We start from the raw sequence: 18,264 nt of genomic DNA, 5'->3' as shown, positions 1-18,264 counted from the left end.
AATAAAAGCATAATGAATAAATTTAGTAAATACATTTTATGTGCAATTTTCTTTACAGTAAGTTGTACAGATATAGAAGAGTTGCAAGACGATCCTAACAGAGCAACAGCAGTTAGTCCAGATTTATTGCTAACCAACATTCAAACCCTAGCATTTAATACTGTTAGTTTAAATAGTGCTTTGGCAAGTAGGTATTTAGCATTTACAGATGGTGTTAATGAAAATCAATACTACAATTGGCAACAAGCTTCTTTTACTAATTATGACAATATAAAGCAAGTTCATAAAATGATAGAAGAGAGCCAGAATGCAGAGTCTGAGGTTTATGCTATTTTGGGCAAGTTCTTTAACTCGTACTTTATAACAGAGCTTACATTGGTTTTTGGTGATGTCCCTTACAGCCAGGCTATTGCTGTAGAGGAGCAAGTTTATGCACCTGTATATGACACACAAGAAGAAATTTTTTTAAAGGTGTTAACAGATTTAAAATCGGCTTCTAATGAGCTTGCTGCTAATGATGAACTTATTTTGGGTGATGTAATTTACAATGGAGATAAACTACAATGGCAAAAGTTAATTAACTCGTACTACTTAAGAGTTTTGTTAATGTTGTCTAATAAAACAGATGTTGCATCTTTAAACGTTGTGGGTAGGTTTAAGGAGGTTGTGGGTAACCCAAGTAAATATCCTTTGTTTAGTTCTAATAATGATAATGGAGCATTAACTTTTGTAAACATACAAAACAATCGTTACCCATTATTTAACAACAACAACTTGCAAACTGCATATTATTTAGAAGAGTCTTTTGTAGATAAATTGAAAAACTTAGAAGACCCAAGGTTATTTGTTTTTGCAGAGAAAATGCCAAGTGCTTCTGCTTTAGATGAAACAGATTTTAATGCTTATGGGGGATTATATGGTAGTGCTGTTTTTAGTGATAATGCAACCAAGGCGGTAGCTGGTAATGCATCTAGAATTGCTCCAAGGTATTATAATGACCCTGTTAATGAGTCTAGCTTGTTAATTGGTTATGCAGAGCTACAGTTTATTTTAGCAGAAGCCGTTGTAAAAGGATGGATTTCTGGTGATGCTTCTGCGTATTATGCAGAGGGTATTAAGGCTTCTATGGAGTTTTATGGTATTACAAATACTGATGATTATTTGGCAAGCCTAAATGTGCAACTCAATGTTACAAACCCTATAGAGAGTATTGCAACTCAAAAACACATAGCGTTGTTTTTAAATACTGGTTGGCAAATGTTTTATGACCAACGTAGAACGGGTTATCCAGAATTTAATGTAGACGGAGGTGGTACATTAAACGAAGCTAGAATACCAAAAAGATGGTTGTACCCAACAAGTGAGTCTACTAATAACCCTGAAAATTTAGAGAAAGCTATTAATAGGCAGTTTGCTAGTGGTGATAATATTAATTCACAAATGTGGATTTTAAAGTAAGGTATTTACATACATTTTTAAATATCGTTTTTTAGTTTGTTTAACTAGCACCATGTTTGGTGCTAGTTTTTCATTTTTAAAAAATTAAGTAATTGTAAATTAGGTTGTTGCTATAACGTTGTAGTGTGGGTTTTTAAGTGTTATAACAAAACATTAACACTTTTATCTTGCATTTGGCTCGTATAAATGTATGTTAAGACAAACAATTTCAATTATGAAGATTATACAAGTCAAAAGAAAAAGCAAAGTAGAAAAGAGATACACCAAAAGAATGGGGCAGCTTGTGGCTAAAGTAACCTACGTTAAGAAATACGTTTTAGGAATTCCTGTAAAAACGCTTTATAAATATAGGCAAACGTATTACGGAGAAATTAAAGATTGTAAAGACTGCCATTTGTTTGTTTAGTAAAACAGCTCAAAATAAAAAACCCAGTGAATTTAAATTCACTGGGTTTTTTAATATTTTATGGTTTAGGAGTTTTAGTTTTTCACTAAAGTTCCTTCGCTTTTCCACTTTGTTACATTTGCAATTTTACTGTTTTGGTAATCAACTTCACTTAGCTCAGCATCATTCCAGAAAAACCATTTTCCTGTCTTTTTTCCTTCAGCGTAATTTCCTTTAGCAACTTTTTTTCCTTCTTCGTTAAACATTGTCCATTCGCCATCTAACTTGCCGTTTAAAAAATGTCCAACTTGTGCAATCTCTCCGTTAGAGTGAAAATATGTTGCTTTAACTTTGTTGTTTGCTTTTTCAAAAACTGGTTTTGTGCTTTGCGCGTTAACTATTGCTATAGAGAATATAAATGCGAATACTAGTGCTATTTTTTTCATGATATGTAGGTTTTAATTATTATCTGCTTAACATTAACGTTATAAAGATACATTTTATTTTACAATAAACACACTTTAAGTTAACATTAAATTTACATTAAAACTTTAAATCATTGATTTTCATATAATTATATATTTTAGCTACTTAACATTCATCTATAAAAAAAGCGGCTCATCAGCCGCTTTTAGAATTATTTATTTTTTTTAATTAAAATCTGTAGTTCATTCCTAAGCTAAAATTAGCTCCAAATTGTCCACCTTGTTGTACCTCAGAAGAGTACTGAAATCTTCCGCCAGCTTCTGCAGTATTAGTGGTTGCTAAAGTTTTATCTGGGTACACATCAAACATATTGTTAATTGTGCCTGTAAAGCTAAGCTTGTCTGTTACCTTGTAACTTAAGTTTAAATCTGTTACTAACATAGAAGATAACTCTTGGTCTATACCTCCTGTTTCTGGAGCAGTAACAGTTACCTTACCAAAAAGAGTGTTGTTTAAACCTATATTAAATTTATCTGTATCGTAGTCTATCCCTAAAATAAATTTAGACTTAGGTCTAGAGTTTATAATTAAACCTTTCTCTTCTCTTGTAAAAATGTTGTATCCATTGTCTGCAAGAACCTGTGGTGTTTCAATAGCATCAATAGTAGTTTCGTTAACATTGGCAGCTAAACTCACATTAAGTTTGCCTTCGCCCATATTTATACCTCTATAGTTAAGCACAAAATCTACCCCAGTAGTTTTAGTATCTCCTGCGTTAATAAAATATTGTAATGCTACTACGTTATTGTCTATAAGAATTTGTTCTACAGGGTTTACGTCTTGTAGCAATTCATCGCCTTCTACATCGCCATCATTGTCTGTGTCTACATCGCCGGCATCTTGCTTGTATCCTTGCTGAGAAGAGAATAAAACTCTATCGTCTACATATATTTGGTAAAAATCTATAGATGCAGAGAATTTAGGGTTAATTTTATATGTAAAACCAGCAGAAATGTTTCTAGAAGTTTCGGCAAATAAACTTGGTACACCTAAATCTTTAACAGCTTGGTTGTCGTTTGCTAAAGTACCTTGTAATACAGGCTCTGGAGAACCATCAGCAATAATGTATTGGCTGTTTGTTAGGTAACGTTGGTGTAATGTTGGCGCTCTAAAACCTGTACTGTAAGAACCTCTAATAGCTCCTTTGTCTCCTATTTTGTAACGTCCAAATACTTTCCAAGAGAAATTATCTCCAAAATCAGAGAAGTCTTCATATCTACCAGCTAAACCTAATAATAAATCTTCAGTAATATCATAATCTAAGCCTGCATAAAAAGCTAGGTTGTCTCTGTTCCATTTTCCAGCTTCATCTGGCTTAATTCCAGCAAAAGAATCAGATCCTCCTTTGTAGTAAGAAAGCGGATTACCTTCCCTAGCTTCGTAATATTCTTTTTTGTACTCAATACCAAAAGAAGAAGAAAGTTGCTCAGAAAAAACATTAGCAAAATCTAAGTTCATTACTACATTGCTTAATGTATATCCTCCTGGAGAAAAAGATCTTGGAGAGGTTCCTTTGTCTGCTAAGTAGTCTCTGTTTAATGAGTTGTTTACTGTGTAATCTACGCTGTTAGACCCGTAAGTTACACTGGCATCTGCATTAAACGTATCAGTAATGTCAAACTTAACACCCAAAGCATTGATATGGTCATCTATCTCTGCTTCAAAACTTGGTTGGTAACCTACAAAATCTTCAGATCTCGTTAAAAATTCTGAGTCAGCAACATCTCTTCTCCAATAAGGAGCTCTGTAATAAGCAAAACTACGTCCCTTTCTGGTAGAGTATCCGTGAAAAGAGTACAACTCTGCATTTTCACCTAATGGGTGTCCAAGGTTAATAAACAAGTCGCCTTTTTCTAAATCTGGCTGTCCAACTTTCATTCCTAATTCAGGATTTTCAGTAGCCCATTGTATTTCATTAGGTCTAGCGTCATCTGGTAAATCTGCAATACCAGGAGAACCTGCTCTGTTTGTAAGTTGTTGGTTGTAATACCCTAAAGTTAAGTTTATAAAACCGCCATCGCCAAAATTAAAGGCAGTATTCATATCTGCAGCAAAATTAAAACCATCTCCTTCAGATGTAATTCCTGTTCTTGCAGATACTGTAGTGTATTTAGCGTTTTTCTTTAACACCATATTAATTACACCTGCAATGGCATCAGAACCATATTGTGCAGATGCACCATCTCTTAATACCTCTACTCTTTCTATAGCAGCTGTAGGTATACTTTTTAAATCTACACCAACCTCACCTTTACCAGGTGTTCTGTTTAGGTATACTTGAGCACTTTGGTTTTTACGTTTACCGTTTACTAAAACTAAAGTTCTACTTGGTCCTAATCCACGTAAATCTGCAGGGTCATAATGTGCTGTTGCATCAGAAATTGCCTGTGTTTGTGCGTTAAAAGAAGGTACCTTAAAGGTTAGCATTCTGTCTACTGTAGGTTTGCCGCTACTAGTAAGTTCTGCTACACCTATATTATCTATTGGAACAGGGGAGTCTAAAATAGTTCTAGGTTTAGATCTGTTACCTGTTAGTACAACTTCGTCTAAAGCTAATCCTTCTTGTAGAGTCATATTAACTTTTCCGGCAGCGTTTACAACCATTTCTTTAGTGTTAAAGCCAATAGAAGAAAAAATTAAGGTTGCAGGAAAGCTTTCTGCTGTAATACTATAGTTACCATCAAAATCTGTTGTAGTACCATTTGTAGTCCCTTTAATAATAATATTTACACCAGGTAAAAGCTCATTGTTCTGATCTGTAACGGTTCCGCTTATCTCACCCTGAGCCATTGCAAATAATGGGGAAACAAGAAAGATTAAACCGAGTAATTTTCTTGATAAATAATTTTTCATTTAATTAAGTGTTTTATTAGTTATATGACAAGATAATGACATTTTATTCATATAAACAAATAATAAATTAACAAATGTGTGTTTTTAACACACTTAAATTATGTTTTTGTTTATAATCTTTTTCTTACTGTAGGTTATTTTTTTTAATGTTGATATAGTTTTTAAGTTAATAAGATACTTTTATACCTTTGCTGCTTTCAACTTTAGCTATTAAAAATGTATAGAAGTCACAACTGTGGAGAATTAAACGCATCACACATAAATACAGAAGTAACACTTTCTGGGTGGGTGCAAAAATCAAGAGATAAAGGTTTTATTGTATGGGTAGATTTACGTGACCGTTACGGTATAACTCAATTGGTTTTTGATGAGGAGCGTACTAGTAAAGAAATGATGGAGCGTGCTCAAAAACTAGGGCGTGAGTTTGTAATACAAGTTAAAGGTAAGGTGATAGAAAGAGCTTCTAAAAATCCTAATATGAAAACTGGTGAAATAGAAATTCTTGTTTCAGAATTAACTATTTTAAACAAAGCTATTGTGCCTCCGTTTACTATTGAAGATGAAACTGACGGTGGTGAAGATTTACGTATGAAATATCGTTACCTAGATATTCGTAGAAATCCTGTAAAAGATAATCTTATTTTTAGAAGTAAGGTTTCTATGGAAGTGCGTAATTTTTTATCTAGTAACGGTTTTATAGAGGTAGAGACTCCTTATTTAATAAAATCTACTCCAGAGGGAGCAAGAGATTTTGTGGTTCCTAGCCGTATGAACGAGGGGCAGTTTTATGCATTACCACAGTCGCCACAAACTTTTAAGCAGTTACTTATGGTAGGTGGTATGGATAAATATTTTCAGATTGTAAAATGTTTTAGAGATGAAGATTTACGTGCAGATCGCCAGCCAGAGTTTACACAGATTGACTGTGAAATGGCTTTTGTTGAGCAGGAAGATATTTTAAATATTTTTGAAAACTTAACGCGTCACTTATTAAAGGAAATAAACGGAGTAGAAGTAGATAAATTCCCAAGAATGTTGTTTGATGATGCTATGCGTTTGTATGGTAATGATAAGCCAGACATTAGATTTGGAATGGAATTTGGCGAACTTAATGATATTGCACAACACAAAGAATTTGGCGTTTTTAACAATGCAGAGTTGGTAGTTGGTATTGCAGTGCCAGGTGGTAATGCTTATACAAGAAAAGAAATAGATAAATTAATAGACTGGGTAAAGCGTCCGCAAGTTGGTGCTTTAGGTATGGTTTATTCTCGTTGTAATGATGATGGTTCTTTTAAATCTTCTGTAGATAAATTTTACGACCAAGAAGATCTTGCTAAATGGGCAGAAAGAACAAATGCTAAACCGGGAGACTTGGTTTGTGTGTTGTCTGGACCAACTAATAAAGTGCGTGCACAATTAAGTGCTTTGCGTATGGAGTTGGCAGAACGTTTAGGTTTACGTAAGTCTAATGAGTTTGCGCCACTTTGGGTTATAGATTTTCCTTTGTTAGAATTAGATGAAGAAACAGGTCATTACCACGCAATGCACCATCCATTTACATCTCCTAAACCAGGGCAATTAGAGTTGTTAGATACAGATCCGGGAGCTGTAAAAGCAAATGCTTACGATTTAGTTTTAAATGGTAATGAAATAGGAGGTGGGTCTATACGTATACACGATAAAGAAACACAGGCTACAATGTTTAAGCACTTAGGCTTTACGCCAGAAGAGGCTAAAGAGCAATTTGGCTTTTTAATGGATGCTTTTCAATACGGTGCACCGCCTCATGGAGGTTTAGCTTTTGGCTTAGATAGATTAGTGTCTATTTTAGGAGGGCAAGAAACAATTAGAGATTTTATTGCTTTTCCTAAAAACAATAGTGGTAGAGATGTCATGATAGATGCTCCTGCGGCTATTGATGACGATCAATTAAAAGAACTAAGCTTGCAAGTGAAAATTAATAATTAAGAATTTAAAATTGCCTCGTAATGCCTAACAAAAAGTTGCTTAAACGTATTTTAGTATGGAGGGCAAGGTACATTACAAATAGGCAATTTATTTATATTCTTAGTGTAATAGTAGGTATAACATCTGGTATTGGCGCAGTGTTGCTAAAAAATGCAACCCATTTTATACAACACGCGTTAGAGGGTAAATTGGTGGCTAATTACCATCATGCATTTTATTTTTTATCGCCAATACTAGGTTTTTTCCTAGTATATCTTTGCGTTAAATACGTTATTAGAAACAAAGTTAGTCACGGTATACCGTCTACATTGTACGCAATTGCTAAGCGTAAAGGGTTTATGAAAAGGTACCAAATGTTTGGATCTTTAATTACGGCACCTATAACGGTAGGATTTGGTGGTTCTGTGGGGTTAGAGGGGCCCACCGTTGCAACAGGAGCGGCAATAAGCTCTAACTTATCTAGATTTTTTCATTTAGACCAAACCACCCGTAACTTATTAATTAGCTGTGCGGCAGCTGGTGCACTTTCATCAATTTTTAAAGCACCTATTGCAGCAATAGTTTTTGCAATTGAGGTTTTTAGTTTAGACCTAACAATAGCATCTATGCTACCCTTGTTGCTTGCGTCATTATCAGCAATAATTACATCTTATTTTTTCTTTGGTGATGATGTTTTATTACCATTTACATTAGAAGATAAGTTTGTTATTTCTGATGTTCCTTTTTATATGGCACTAGGTGTAGTTTCTGCATTAGTTTCTATGTATTATACAGAGGTTTATGATCGTATTCAGCAATTTTTTGATAAGATAGAATCGCCTTTAAAAAAATTAATTATTGGCGGACTCTCTATTGGGGTTTTGGTTTATTTTATTCCGCCGCTTTACGGTGAAGGTTTTGATGTTATTAATCATCTTATGGCTGGGCAACCAGAGAAGGCATTGGCAAATAACTCTCTGCATTTAGACTTGGAGAATGTATGGGTTATAATTGCACTTTTAGCCGGATTAGTTTTTTTTAAGGTTATTGCAGGTTCCTTAACTTTTGGGGCAGGTGGTGTTGGTGGTATTTTTGCACCAACATTGTTTATGGGTAGTATTATGGGAAACTGCTTTGCCAGAATTATTAATAACTCAGGCTTGGTTAGTTCTCCTGTGTCTGAGAGTAATTTTACGCTCATAGGAATGGCAGGTTTAATGGCGGGAGTTTTACATGCGCCATTAACAGCTATATTTTTAATTGCAGAAGTTACTGGTGGTTATGAGCTTTTTGTGCCTTTAATGATTACGGCTACATTGTCTTTTGGTATTACTAGGTATTTTTATCCGCACTCTGTGTACACAATGGAGCTTGGTCGTAAAGGTGAGTTGCTAACGCATAATAAAGATCATGCGGTATTAACATTAATGGATATTGATACGGTTATAGAAACTAACTTTATAGCACTAAAACAAAAAATGACCTTGGGGGACGTTGTGCGTACAGCAATTGTAAAGTCTAACCGAAATATTTTTCCTGTTTTAGACAAAAAAGGAAGATGTTTAGAGGGTATTTTGCTTTTAGATGATATTAGGGATGTAATGTTTAAACAAGATTTATACAAAACATTAAAAGTGTCAGATTTTATGCGCAATGTGCCAGATGTAATAGTTTACGAAGAAGACAATGTGCAGGCGGTAATGAATAAATTTCAGCTTTCTGGAGCTTGGAATTTACCAATTGTAAAAGAAGGTAAATATATAGGATTTGTGTCTAAGTCAAAATTATTAACGGCATACAGGCGTAAATTAATAGATTTTACAAAATAAATAGTTTAGTATGATGAAGTATAGTAGTGGTATAGTTGCATTAATTGCACTGGGTTTAATAATTTATGGTTTTATTATTTTAGAAGGAAATGAAGTTGTTGCACACAAGTGTATAGGCTTTGGAACTGTAGGAATATTTTTTATAGCAATGCCACTTTTTTTAATACGAGTTAGTAAGGGGAAGAATGTTAAAAATTATATGTTAAACGAAGAAAATATTAGGAAAATGCAAGGAAAAAACTTGGAAAAGACTGAAAATCAATAATTTTGAACAATTTTAGCTTCTCTTAACATTCCTCTAATGAAAATATCTTATATTTGAGTATTAACATTTTTTATAATTTATTTTAATGACTGGAACAGTAAAATTTTATAATGACTCTAAAGGATATGGATTCATTACAAACGACGAAACAGGAAAAGACATTTTTGTTCATGCAACATCGTTAAACGGAACAGAGTTAAACGAAGGAGACAAAGTAGAATACGTTGAGGAAGAAGGAAGAAAAGGAGTGGTTGCTGGCCAAGTGCAAGTAATCTAATAAAGTATATTTATTTTGATTAAAAAACAAGCCTTGCAGTTGCAAGGCTTTTTCTATTTATAGCAGTGTTAGTTTAAATTTCGTTTTTGAACAAAAAAACGTTTTAAAAGCTCAGAAGCTTCTTCTTCTAATAAACCACCAGATATTTTTGTTTTTGGATGTAATTTTGTGCCCATAGCAATATAGCCCCTCCTAGGATCCTTAGCGGCATATACAATTTTAGAAATCTGGCTCCAGTACAAAGCTCCTGCACACATTTGGCAGGGCTCTAGAGTTACATAGAGTGTACAGTTTTCTAAATATTTACCGCCTAAAAAATTGGCTGCGGAAGTAATTGCTTGCATTTCTGCATGTGCTGTAACATCGTTTAATTGTTCTGTTAAATTATGAGCCCGCGCTATAATACGATCTTTAATTACTATTACTGCGCCAACGGGCACTTCACCTTTATCAAAAGCAACATTAGCTTCTTCTAAAGCTTTTTTCATAAAATAGGTGTCATCAAAAGGGTTTATCATAGTGTCAAAAGTATAAAATAAGCAGCAGCTATTTGTAGTGTAACGTATTGTTTTTTATCAGTCTAGAAATAAAAACACCAACTTTTTGTAATACAATTGGTTGTAAAGGTATAACTCTTTGCTTATTTCTTTATTAACTCATAAATACCGTTTAAATTTGCTTTTTAGATGACATATTTAAACAACATAGCTACTCCAAATGATTTGCGTAAAATACCAACGCAAAGCTTGCCAATTGTTGCGCAGGAATTAAGGGATTTTATTATTGATATTGTTTCTGCCAAAGAGGGGCACTTAGGTGCTAGTTTGGGTGTTGTAGACTTAACGGTTGCTTTACACTATGTATTTAATACGCCTGTAGATAAGTTAGTTTGGGATGTTGGTCACCAAGCATATGGTCACAAGATATTAACTGGCAGAAAAGATGTATTTAGTACAAATAGGAGGTTAAACGGTATTAGTGGTTTTCCTAAGCGAGAAGAGAGTGTTTATGATGATTTTGGAACAGGGCACAGTTCTACATCTATTTCTGCTATTTTGGGTATGGCTATAGCGTCTAAAATTAAAGGGGAGCATACCAAGCAACATATTGCTGTAATTGGAGATGCTTCTATAGCTAGTGGTATGGCTTTTGAGGGTTTAAACCACGCAGGTGTTACAGATGCAAATGTGTTAATTATTTTAAATGATAACGCTATAGGTATAGATCCTAGTGTTGGTGCTTTAAAGCAATACCTTACCAATGTTAAAAAAGGCACGGCAAAACAAGATAATATTTTTGAAGCTTTAAATTTTGATTATTCGGGTCCTGTAGATGGTCATAATTTACCATTGCTTATTGAAGAGTTAGAGCGATTAAAAACGGTTAAAGGACCTAAGTTTTTGCACGTTATTACCACCAAAGGAAAAGGACTTAAAAAAGCTGAAGAAAACCAAGTCACTTACCATGCTCCAGGAAAGTTTAATAAGCTTACTGGAGATTTAATTCCAAACTTTAACGGCGCAGGAACTCCAAAGTACCAAGATGTTTTTGGTTTAACTATTGTTGAGTTGGCCAAACAAAATAAAAGCATAGTGGGTATTACACCTGCAATGCCAACAGGTAGCTCTTTAAAAATTATGATGGAAGAAATTCCAGATAGGGCTTTTGATGTTGGTATAGCAGAGCAACATGCGGTAACTTTAGCTGCCGGTATGGTAGCAGAAGGTTTGGTGCCATTTTGTAATATATATTCTACTTTTTTGCAGCGTGCTTATGACCAAGTTATTCATGACGTAGCACTACAAAATTTGCCTGTGATTTTTTGTCTGGATAGAGCTGGTCTAGTTGGTGAAGATGGTGCCACACATCATGGGGTTTATGATATAGCTTACTTGCGCTGTATTCCTAATCTAATAATATATGCTCCTATGAACGAGGTTGAGCTTAGAAATATTATGTTCACGGCTCAATTGGGTTTGCAGCATCCTATTGCTATAAGGTATCCTAGAGGAAGAGGGGTTACCAAAGATTGGAAGAAGCCATTTACTAAAATTGAAATAGGAAACTCAAAGGAGTTAAAAAAGGGCATAGAAATTGTGGTGCTATCTATAGGTCATATTGGCAATATGGTAGCCTCTGTTTTAGATGATTTGGAAGCTAGAAAAATAGGACATATTAATATGGGTTTTGTAAAACCTTTAGATACTAATAAATTAATGTCTATTTTTAACAAATACTCAATAATAGTTACTATTGAGGATGGTTGTAAAATTGGAGGTTTTGGTAGTGCAATTTTAGAGTACGCAAATGCTAATAGCTACTCTAATAAAGTACATATTTTAGGTGTAGATGATGTTTTTGTGCAGCATGGCAATGTAGAAGAACTGCACGAGTTAAATAATATTGGAGCGAATAGCTTTAGGGCTTATATAGAATCTTTGTATGAAAATGAATAGGATTATGTTTAAAAAAACAATTGCACTTTTAGTTTTAACTCTATGTATAAGTGCGCTAAATGCACAGGTAGCTAAGCCTGTAGAGGTAGATTCAGTAAAAGTAGATACTACTATTGTAGGTACTATTGTGGTTCGTAAAAATCAAGAGAAGATAAAAAATATTCCTAGGGGAGTTAAATTGGCAAATCCTAGGCTTACTTATGAAGCCAATCCAAGAAAGGAGAATTTTGGATGGTTTACGGTTCCTTCATTCTGGGAAAAAACCAATCATTTAGGAGTTAATATAAATGAAGTTGCATTTGTAAACTGGAAAGCCGGTGGTAACAATTCTGTTTCTGCCATTGGGGAGGTTAAATTTGTTCGTAATTACAAATTTAGATACGTACAGTGGAGCAATAGTTTAGATCTTAGATTTGGATTAAGTGCTATAGAGGGCGAAAAGCTTAGGAAGGCAGATGACGCCATACGTTTCAGTTCTACTTTTGCCTACAGAAGAGATACAATAAGTAATTGGTATTACTCTGTAAAAGCAAACTTTAATACGCAATTTGCAGATGGTTATAAGTATCCTAATACAGAAAATATAATTTCTACATTTATGGCTCCAGGTTATGTGTTTATAGGTGCGGGTACGTCTTATATTCCAGAGGGGAAAAAGTTTAACTTATACATTTCTCCTATTACCCAAAAAGCAACATTTGTTTTAGATCAAGAGTTAGCAAATTCTGGTGCCTTTGGTGTTAAAAAAGCCGAGCGAGATGCAGATGGTAACATCACTAAAGAAGGAGAGCGTACTTTAATGGAATTTGGTTTTTTGGTTACCAACACGTGGAAAACCAACGTAGCAAAAAATATGACTTTAGCGCATGATTTAACTTTGTATACCGATTATCTAAATAGTTTTGGTAACGTTGATATAGATTGGGAGTTACGTTTAGACATGAAGGTAAACCAATATGTAAAAGCTAATATTGGCACCAACCTTTTGTATGATGACGATATACTTTTTGATGAGGTTGTAACAGACGGAGTAGTTACTACGCAAGGCAGACCTAAAATACAATTTAAGCAATTGCTTGGTGTAGGGTTGTCTTATGATTTTTAAAGTTGTTTGCCCATAATTTTATTATGTATATGCACAGCGCCACTATCAGATAAACTAGCAACATAGCAGCAAGTGTTTAATAGTAAATTATAAAGAGGAGCATCTGTATTTTGGTAGCGCTCTGGTAATGTCTGTAGCACTATATTATCATAATTAGAAGCTGTGCCATTTGCTGTTTTAACTAGAGCATTTGTGTAAACGTCTAAAATGTCTGATATAATTTTATATCCAGCTATTTCTTTTTCTATTACTTCTTGTGATTTGTAAACTTTGGATACGCTTAAAGATATAATATCTTTTATTTGTGCAATGTAGTTGCTTTTATCTAAAAGAGATACGTCAAAAGATCCATCTAAAATAGCTTCTTCATTTTCTAAAAATATAGCAACAGCATCTGTAATAAGTGTGTTAATTGCAAGAGCTCGTAAGTAACTAAGACGATCTTGCATAAACACCATTTCATTGTATTTTTTAGTGTTTATTTTGTCTTTTACCAACTTAATTAAATATTCTAAAGCGTAATCTTCAGATATTAAACCAAGGTTTATTCCGTCTTCAAAATCTATAATTGTGTAGCAAATATCATCTGCTGCTTCAACCAAATAAGTTAGTGGGTGTCTAGAAAAAGAGATGTCTTTACCATCTCTGGTTTGCATTAATCCCAGTTCTTCTGCTACCTCGCTAAAAAAATCCTTTTCTGTCTGAAAAAAACCAAATTTTTTATCTGCAATATGTTTTGTGGGTTTTTTAGGTAAAGATTCTTTTGGGTATTTCATAAAGGTACCTAGCGTAGCATAACTTAATCTTAAACCGCCTTCTACACCTGTTCTGGACTCTGTTAGTAGCTTAAATCCGTTAGCATTACCTTCAAAATCTATAATATCTTGGTATTCTTTATCTGTTAGTTGATCCTTGTATTTTAGGCCATTACCTGTTTTAAAATATTCGCCAATAGCTTTTTCTCCGCTATGTCCAAATGGTGGGTTTCCTATGTCATGCGCTAAAGATGCTACGGCAACAATAGCTCCAAAATCATTGTAATGGTAACCGTGAACTTCTTTTAAGTGTGGGTGCTTTTCTAGTATTTTTTTACCAACAATACGTCCTAAACTACGACCAACCACAGAAACCTCTAAACTATGTGTAAGTCTAGTGTGTATAAAGTCTGTTTTAGAAAGAGGAATTACCTGGGTTTTATCTTGTAAGCTTCTAAATGCAGATGAAAAAATGACACGGTCATAATCTACCTCAAATCCTAAACGAGTTTCATCCTGTTCTTTTCGTAGTCTTTTGTTGGTGTCTCCAAAGCGTTTTAAAGATAATAATTGCTCCCAGTTCATAATGCTCAATTTTAAAGTTGCAAGATACTTAAATAGCTTTTTAAACAAAGTAGATTAAACTTAAAAGAATTTTGTATCAGCCAACTTTAGTGTCTACATCGGTTATATATAATAACACCTTAGTCTTTAACTTAGTTTCCCTAAATTTGCAATGAGTTAATAATTTAGAAACAATTAATTAACATCGGAAGTGGGTTGTTGTAATCGAAAAAAATAGCATTTATGTGTTTTAGAATTCTAACGGTATTATTTCTTTTTATTGGTTTAAACTCGGTTAAATCCCAAGAGGTTAAGGCGCCTGCTTTTGGTAAAGGTATTTTAAACCTAGTAGGAAAAGATAGTACTTGGAGTATGAATGTTTCTGGAAGAATGCAATTTTTGGGTATAGGACAATGGTCAGAGAATGATAATGAGAAATTATCCTCTATTGGATCTAATTTTTTAATTAGAAGAGGGCGTTTAAAATTTAAAGGTTTTGCGTATTCTCCTAAATTAAAATATAAGGTAGAGTTAGGTTTGTCTAACAGAGATATTTCTGGAGCATCTGAGTTTACACACGACGCACCACGCTATATTTTAGATGCTTTTGTGATGTGGAATTTCTATGAGAATTTTGAGTTATGGATTGGGCAAACAAAATTGCCAGGAAATATAGAGCGCATAGTTTCATCTGCTAATATGCAATTGGTAGATAGGTCTTTGTTAAATAATAGGTTTACTATAGATAGGGATATGGGAGCTCAGTTAAGGCATAAATTTTATTTGTCAGATAAGTTCTTAATTCGGGAGGCATTTGCTTTGTCTCAAGGTGAAGGAAGGAATGTGTCTAAGGGAAATTTGGGCGGTTACCAGTATACAACTCGTTTAGAATTATTGCCTTTTGGGGCTTTTACAGGAAATACAGAGTATGTAGGAAGTGATTTAAAAAGGGAGCAATCTCCAAAGTTATTACTTGGTGTAGCTTATGATGCAAATAAAAATGCGGTAAAAACAAGAAGTAATCAAGGTAATTATATGTTTACTGATACTGGTTTTTATGAGACAGATATTAATACGTTGTTTGTAAATGCTATTTTTAAATACAATGGGTTTTCGTTTTTAGGAGAATATGCAGATCGTAAAGCAGATAACGCTATTGCTGTAAACAAAGACGGTACTGTCACGGGAGATGTGGTGCAAGTAGGTAAGGGTTTAAATTTAATGTCTGGTTATGTTTTTAAAAATAACTTGGAAATTACGGGTAGGTATACATCTGTAGAATTAGATAAGCAAATTACAAATGAAAATAAAGAAAATCAATATACATTTGGAGTGTCTAAGTATTTAGTAGGGCACAAATTAAAAGTACAAACAGATGCTACTTATTTAACAGAAGTTGGTGGACCTGACGGACTTATATACAGACTGCAATTAGAGGTTCATTTTTAAGAAAAAAAATAACCTTAACATAACGTTAGACAGTTTAAAACAAAGCATATTTGCAAATTGAATTTTTATAAATTATGGAGAGTAATATTTACTTAATAATGATTATTGCTTTAGCTGTCTTAGCTATTGCAGATCTTGTGGTTGGTGTTAGTAATGATGCGGTTAACTTTTTAAATTCGGCTATAGGATCTAAAGCTATTTCTTTTAGAAGTATAATGATTGTAGCCAGTGTGGGTATTGCTTGTGGCGCTATATTTTCTAGTGGAATGATGGAGGTTGCTAGAAAAGGTATTTTTAACCCCAATGAGTTTTACTTTAATGAAATTATGTTCATTTTTATGGCCGTAATGATTACAGATATTCTGTTGTTAGACTTTTTTAATACCCTGGGTATGCCAACGTCTACAACGGTTTCTATTGTTTTTGAGTTGCTAGGTGCAGCTGTAGCAATGGCATTAATTAAAATATTGCAAGCTGGTGGTAGTGCATCAGATGTAGTAAATTATATCAATACATCTAAAGCAACAGAGATTATAATAGGTATTCTCCTCTCTGTTGTTATTGCCTTTTCTATAGGTGCAATTGTGCAATGGTTTTCTCGTTTGCTATTGTCTTATGATTTTGAGAGAAAGGCTAAATGGGTAGGTGCTGTTTTTGGAGGTGTTGGGTTATCTGCAATTACGTACTTTATATTTATGAAAGGTATAAAAGGTACTGCTTTTGCAAGTCAGAGTATAGATATTATAGGAGATATGACTATTAAACACTTTTTAGAAGTACAATGGTTTCCTATAGTGCTTGTAAACTTTGTTATTTGGTTTGTTGTGTCATACGTATTAACTGTATTTGCAAAACTTAATATCTATAAAATTATTATTGGAGTTGGTACTTTTGCTTTAGCCTTGGCTTTTGCAGGTAACGATTTGGTTAACTTTATAGGTGTGCCAATTGCTGCATACCAATCCTATACAGAATGGTCTGCATCTGGCGTAGATGCATCTGCATTTAGTATGGCTATATTAACAGAAAAAGTACCAACACCAACTTTGTTGTTGTTCATTTCTGGGATGATTATGGTGGCTACTTTATGGTTTTCTAAAAAGGCACGTTATGTTGCAGAAACTGAAATTAACTTATCTAGAGAAGGTGAAGGTAAAGAGCGTTTTGAACCTAACTTTTTATCTAGAGGAATAGTTAGAATTGGAATAGCAATTTCTACATACACATCATCTGTTATGCCTAAATCTATTACAGATAAGGTTGAAGCTAGATTTGAAAAGCCAAAGATAGCTCTGGCTAAAGATAAAACGTATGATATGCCAGCTTTTGATATGGTAAGGGCAGCTGTTAACTTGGTGGTTGCAGGTATTTTAATATCTGTGGCAACATCATTTAAATTGCCTTTGTCTACTACTTACGTAACTTTTATGGTTGCAATGGGTACATCATTAGCAGATAGGGCTTGGGGAGCAGAAAGTGCTGTTTATAGAGTGGCTGGTGTTTTAAATGTTATTGGCGGATGGTTTGGTACTGCAATTATTGCATTTACAGCAGCGGGTATTATTTTAACTCTTATTAATTTTGGTACTGGCGCTGCCATAGCTATTTTATTATTTGTAGCAATATTGTTATTGGCAAGAAATTATATCTCTTACAATAAAAAGTCTAAAGAAATAAAAGCAGAAGATAGTCTTAGAAGAGCAGAAAGTAGCTCTATACAAGGTGTTATTGTAGAAAGTGCTAAAAATACAGCTAACGTTGTAAAAAGAACCAACAAAATATATACAAATGCTATAGATGGTTTGGCTAAGCAAAACTTGGATATTCTTAAAAAGAATAAAAAAGGAGTGGTTAAGTTAGGTGATGAGGTGGATGATTTAAGAGATCATATATTTTATTTTATCAAAAACTTAGACGATGCTAGTGTTGGTGCAAGTAACTTTTATATTAATATACTTGGCTCGTTACAAGATATGGCTCAGTCATTAGAGTATATTACTAAAATTTCATACAAGCACATAAATAACAATCACAAAAAATTAAAATACAACCAAATTAAAGAGTTAAAAGAAATTGACTATAAATTGGAGCATATTTTAAATGAAACTCAAGCTGTATTTGAAACACGTTCTTTTGATAAAATTGCACAAATTTTAGAAGAGAAAGAAGCATTGTTTGAGTTGCTTTCTCAGAAAATACAGAAGCAAGTAGAGCGTACTAGAACAGAAGAATCTAGTCCTAAAAATACAACGCTTTATTTCTCTTTATTGCTAGAGACAAAAGATTTGATGACGGCAACAATAAATATGTTAGAGCTGTATTACAATGAACATGATAGTAGTGTGCCACCGGCAACTATATCATAATTAAATGCTACAAAAAGTAAAGCCCAATACCTTAAGTGTTGGGCTTTCTTTTGTTTTAAACCTTAT

14 protein-coding genes are annotated in these 18,264 nt (G+C 33.7%); 10 read left to right on the top strand and 4 right to left on the bottom strand.

The window, feature by feature from the left end:
* On the top strand, positions 1 to 1,458 hold a 1,458-nt coding region (locus tag ABJD66_RS14860), incomplete at its 5' end, for a SusD/RagB family nutrient-binding outer membrane lipoprotein (RefSeq protein WP_348133048.1).
* Between the two features lie 214 nt (positions 1,459 to 1,672).
* Positions 1,673 to 1,864, top strand: a complete 192-nt coding sequence (locus ABJD66_RS14855) for a hypothetical protein (protein WP_100896783.1) — start codon at positions 1,673 to 1,675, stop codon at positions 1,862 to 1,864.
* Positions 1,865 to 1,938: 74 nt separating this feature from the next.
* Here the strand turns inward: ABJD66_RS14855 and ABJD66_RS14850 are convergent, their stop codons facing one another.
* Both ABJD66_RS14850 and ABJD66_RS14845 read right to left on the bottom strand, forming a co-directional pair.
* The gene (locus ABJD66_RS14850; RefSeq protein ID WP_100894103.1) at positions 1,939 to 2,289 is read right to left on the bottom strand and encodes a nicotinic acid mononucleotide adenyltransferase; all 351 of its coding nucleotides are present in this window, start codon (positions 2,287 to 2,289) and stop codon (positions 1,939 to 1,941) included.
* 208 nt (positions 2,290 to 2,497) lie between these two features.
* Positions 2,498 to 5,182 carry a TonB-dependent receptor gene (locus ABJD66_RS14845; RefSeq protein ID WP_348133044.1) on the bottom strand — a complete coding sequence of 895 codons (2,685 nt, stop codon included), beginning with the start codon at positions 5,180 to 5,182 and terminating at the stop codon, positions 2,498 to 2,500.
* A gap of 216 nt (positions 5,183 to 5,398) precedes the next feature.
* On the opposite strand from ABJD66_RS14845, the gene aspS reads away from it, so the two are divergent.
* The 4 genes from aspS (at position 5,399) to ABJD66_RS14825 (ending at position 9,503) form a co-directional block, all read left to right on the top strand.
* The gene (gene aspS, locus ABJD66_RS14840) at positions 5,399 to 7,153 is read left to right on the top strand and encodes an aspartate--tRNA ligase (protein ID WP_100894101.1); all 1,755 of its coding nucleotides are present in this window, start codon (positions 5,399 to 5,401) and stop codon (positions 7,151 to 7,153) included.
* Between the two features lie 20 nt (positions 7,154 to 7,173).
* On the top strand, positions 7,174 to 8,961 hold the full coding sequence (locus ABJD66_RS14835; protein WP_348133041.1) for a chloride channel protein: 1,788 nt from the start codon (positions 7,174 to 7,176) through the stop codon (positions 8,959 to 8,961).
* A gap of 10 nt (positions 8,962 to 8,971) precedes the next feature.
* Positions 8,972 to 9,226, top strand: coding sequence for a hypothetical protein (locus tag ABJD66_RS14830; RefSeq protein ID WP_232732587.1), 255 nt, complete (start codon positions 8,972 to 8,974; stop codon positions 9,224 to 9,226).
* A gap of 85 nt (positions 9,227 to 9,311) precedes the next feature.
* Positions 9,312 to 9,503: a cold-shock protein gene (locus ABJD66_RS14825; RefSeq protein WP_072303621.1), complete on the top strand. Its 192-nt coding sequence runs from the start codon at positions 9,312 to 9,314 to the stop codon at positions 9,501 to 9,503.
* Between the two features lie 68 nt (positions 9,504 to 9,571).
* On the opposite strand, the gene ABJD66_RS14820 is transcribed toward ABJD66_RS14825, so the two are convergent.
* Positions 9,572 to 10,021 carry a nucleoside deaminase gene (locus tag ABJD66_RS14820; RefSeq protein ID WP_303540156.1) on the bottom strand — a complete coding sequence of 150 codons (450 nt, stop codon included), beginning with the start codon at positions 10,019 to 10,021 and terminating at the stop codon, positions 9,572 to 9,574.
* A 168-nt stretch (positions 10,022 to 10,189) separates the two neighbouring features.
* Here ABJD66_RS14820 and ABJD66_RS14815 point away from each other — a divergent pair, with 168 nt between their 5' ends.
* Positions 10,190 to 11,959: a 1-deoxy-D-xylulose-5-phosphate synthase gene (locus ABJD66_RS14815; protein ID WP_348133038.1), complete on the top strand. Its 1,770-nt coding sequence runs from the start codon at positions 10,190 to 10,192 to the stop codon at positions 11,957 to 11,959.
* A complete protein-coding gene (locus ABJD66_RS14810; protein ID WP_348133036.1) occupies positions 11,946 to 13,064 on the top strand; it encodes a DUF3078 domain-containing protein in 1,119 nt (372 codons plus the stop codon). The genes ABJD66_RS14815 and ABJD66_RS14810 overlap by 14 nt, the downstream gene beginning before the upstream one ends.
* On the opposite strand, the gene dgt is transcribed toward ABJD66_RS14810, so the two are convergent.
* Entirely contained in the window at positions 13,061 to 14,404 is a 1,344-nt protein-coding gene (gene dgt / locus ABJD66_RS14805) for a dGTP triphosphohydrolase (RefSeq protein ID WP_100894096.1), read from the bottom strand. The genes ABJD66_RS14810 and dgt overlap by 4 nt on opposite strands.
* Positions 14,405 to 14,626: 222 nt before the next feature.
* Between dgt and ABJD66_RS14800 the strand changes: the two genes are divergently transcribed.
* On the top strand, positions 14,627 to 15,832 hold the full coding sequence (locus ABJD66_RS14800; protein WP_348133033.1) for a porin: 1,206 nt from the start codon (positions 14,627 to 14,629) through the stop codon (positions 15,830 to 15,832).
* Positions 15,833 to 15,906: 74 nt separating this feature from the next.
* Positions 15,907 to 18,198, top strand: coding sequence for an inorganic phosphate transporter (locus ABJD66_RS14795; protein ID WP_100894094.1), 2,292 nt, complete (start codon positions 15,907 to 15,909; stop codon positions 18,196 to 18,198).
* Positions 18,199 to 18,264 lie beyond the last annotated feature (66 nt).

Origin of the sequence: Cellulophaga sp. (assembly GCF_039943695.1) — a bacterium.
Classification (GTDB): Bacteria; Bacteroidota; Bacteroidia; order Flavobacteriales; family Flavobacteriaceae; genus Cellulophaga.
Note: the sequence above shows the minus strand (reverse complement) of the source record. Positions and strands in the feature narration are given on the sequence as shown.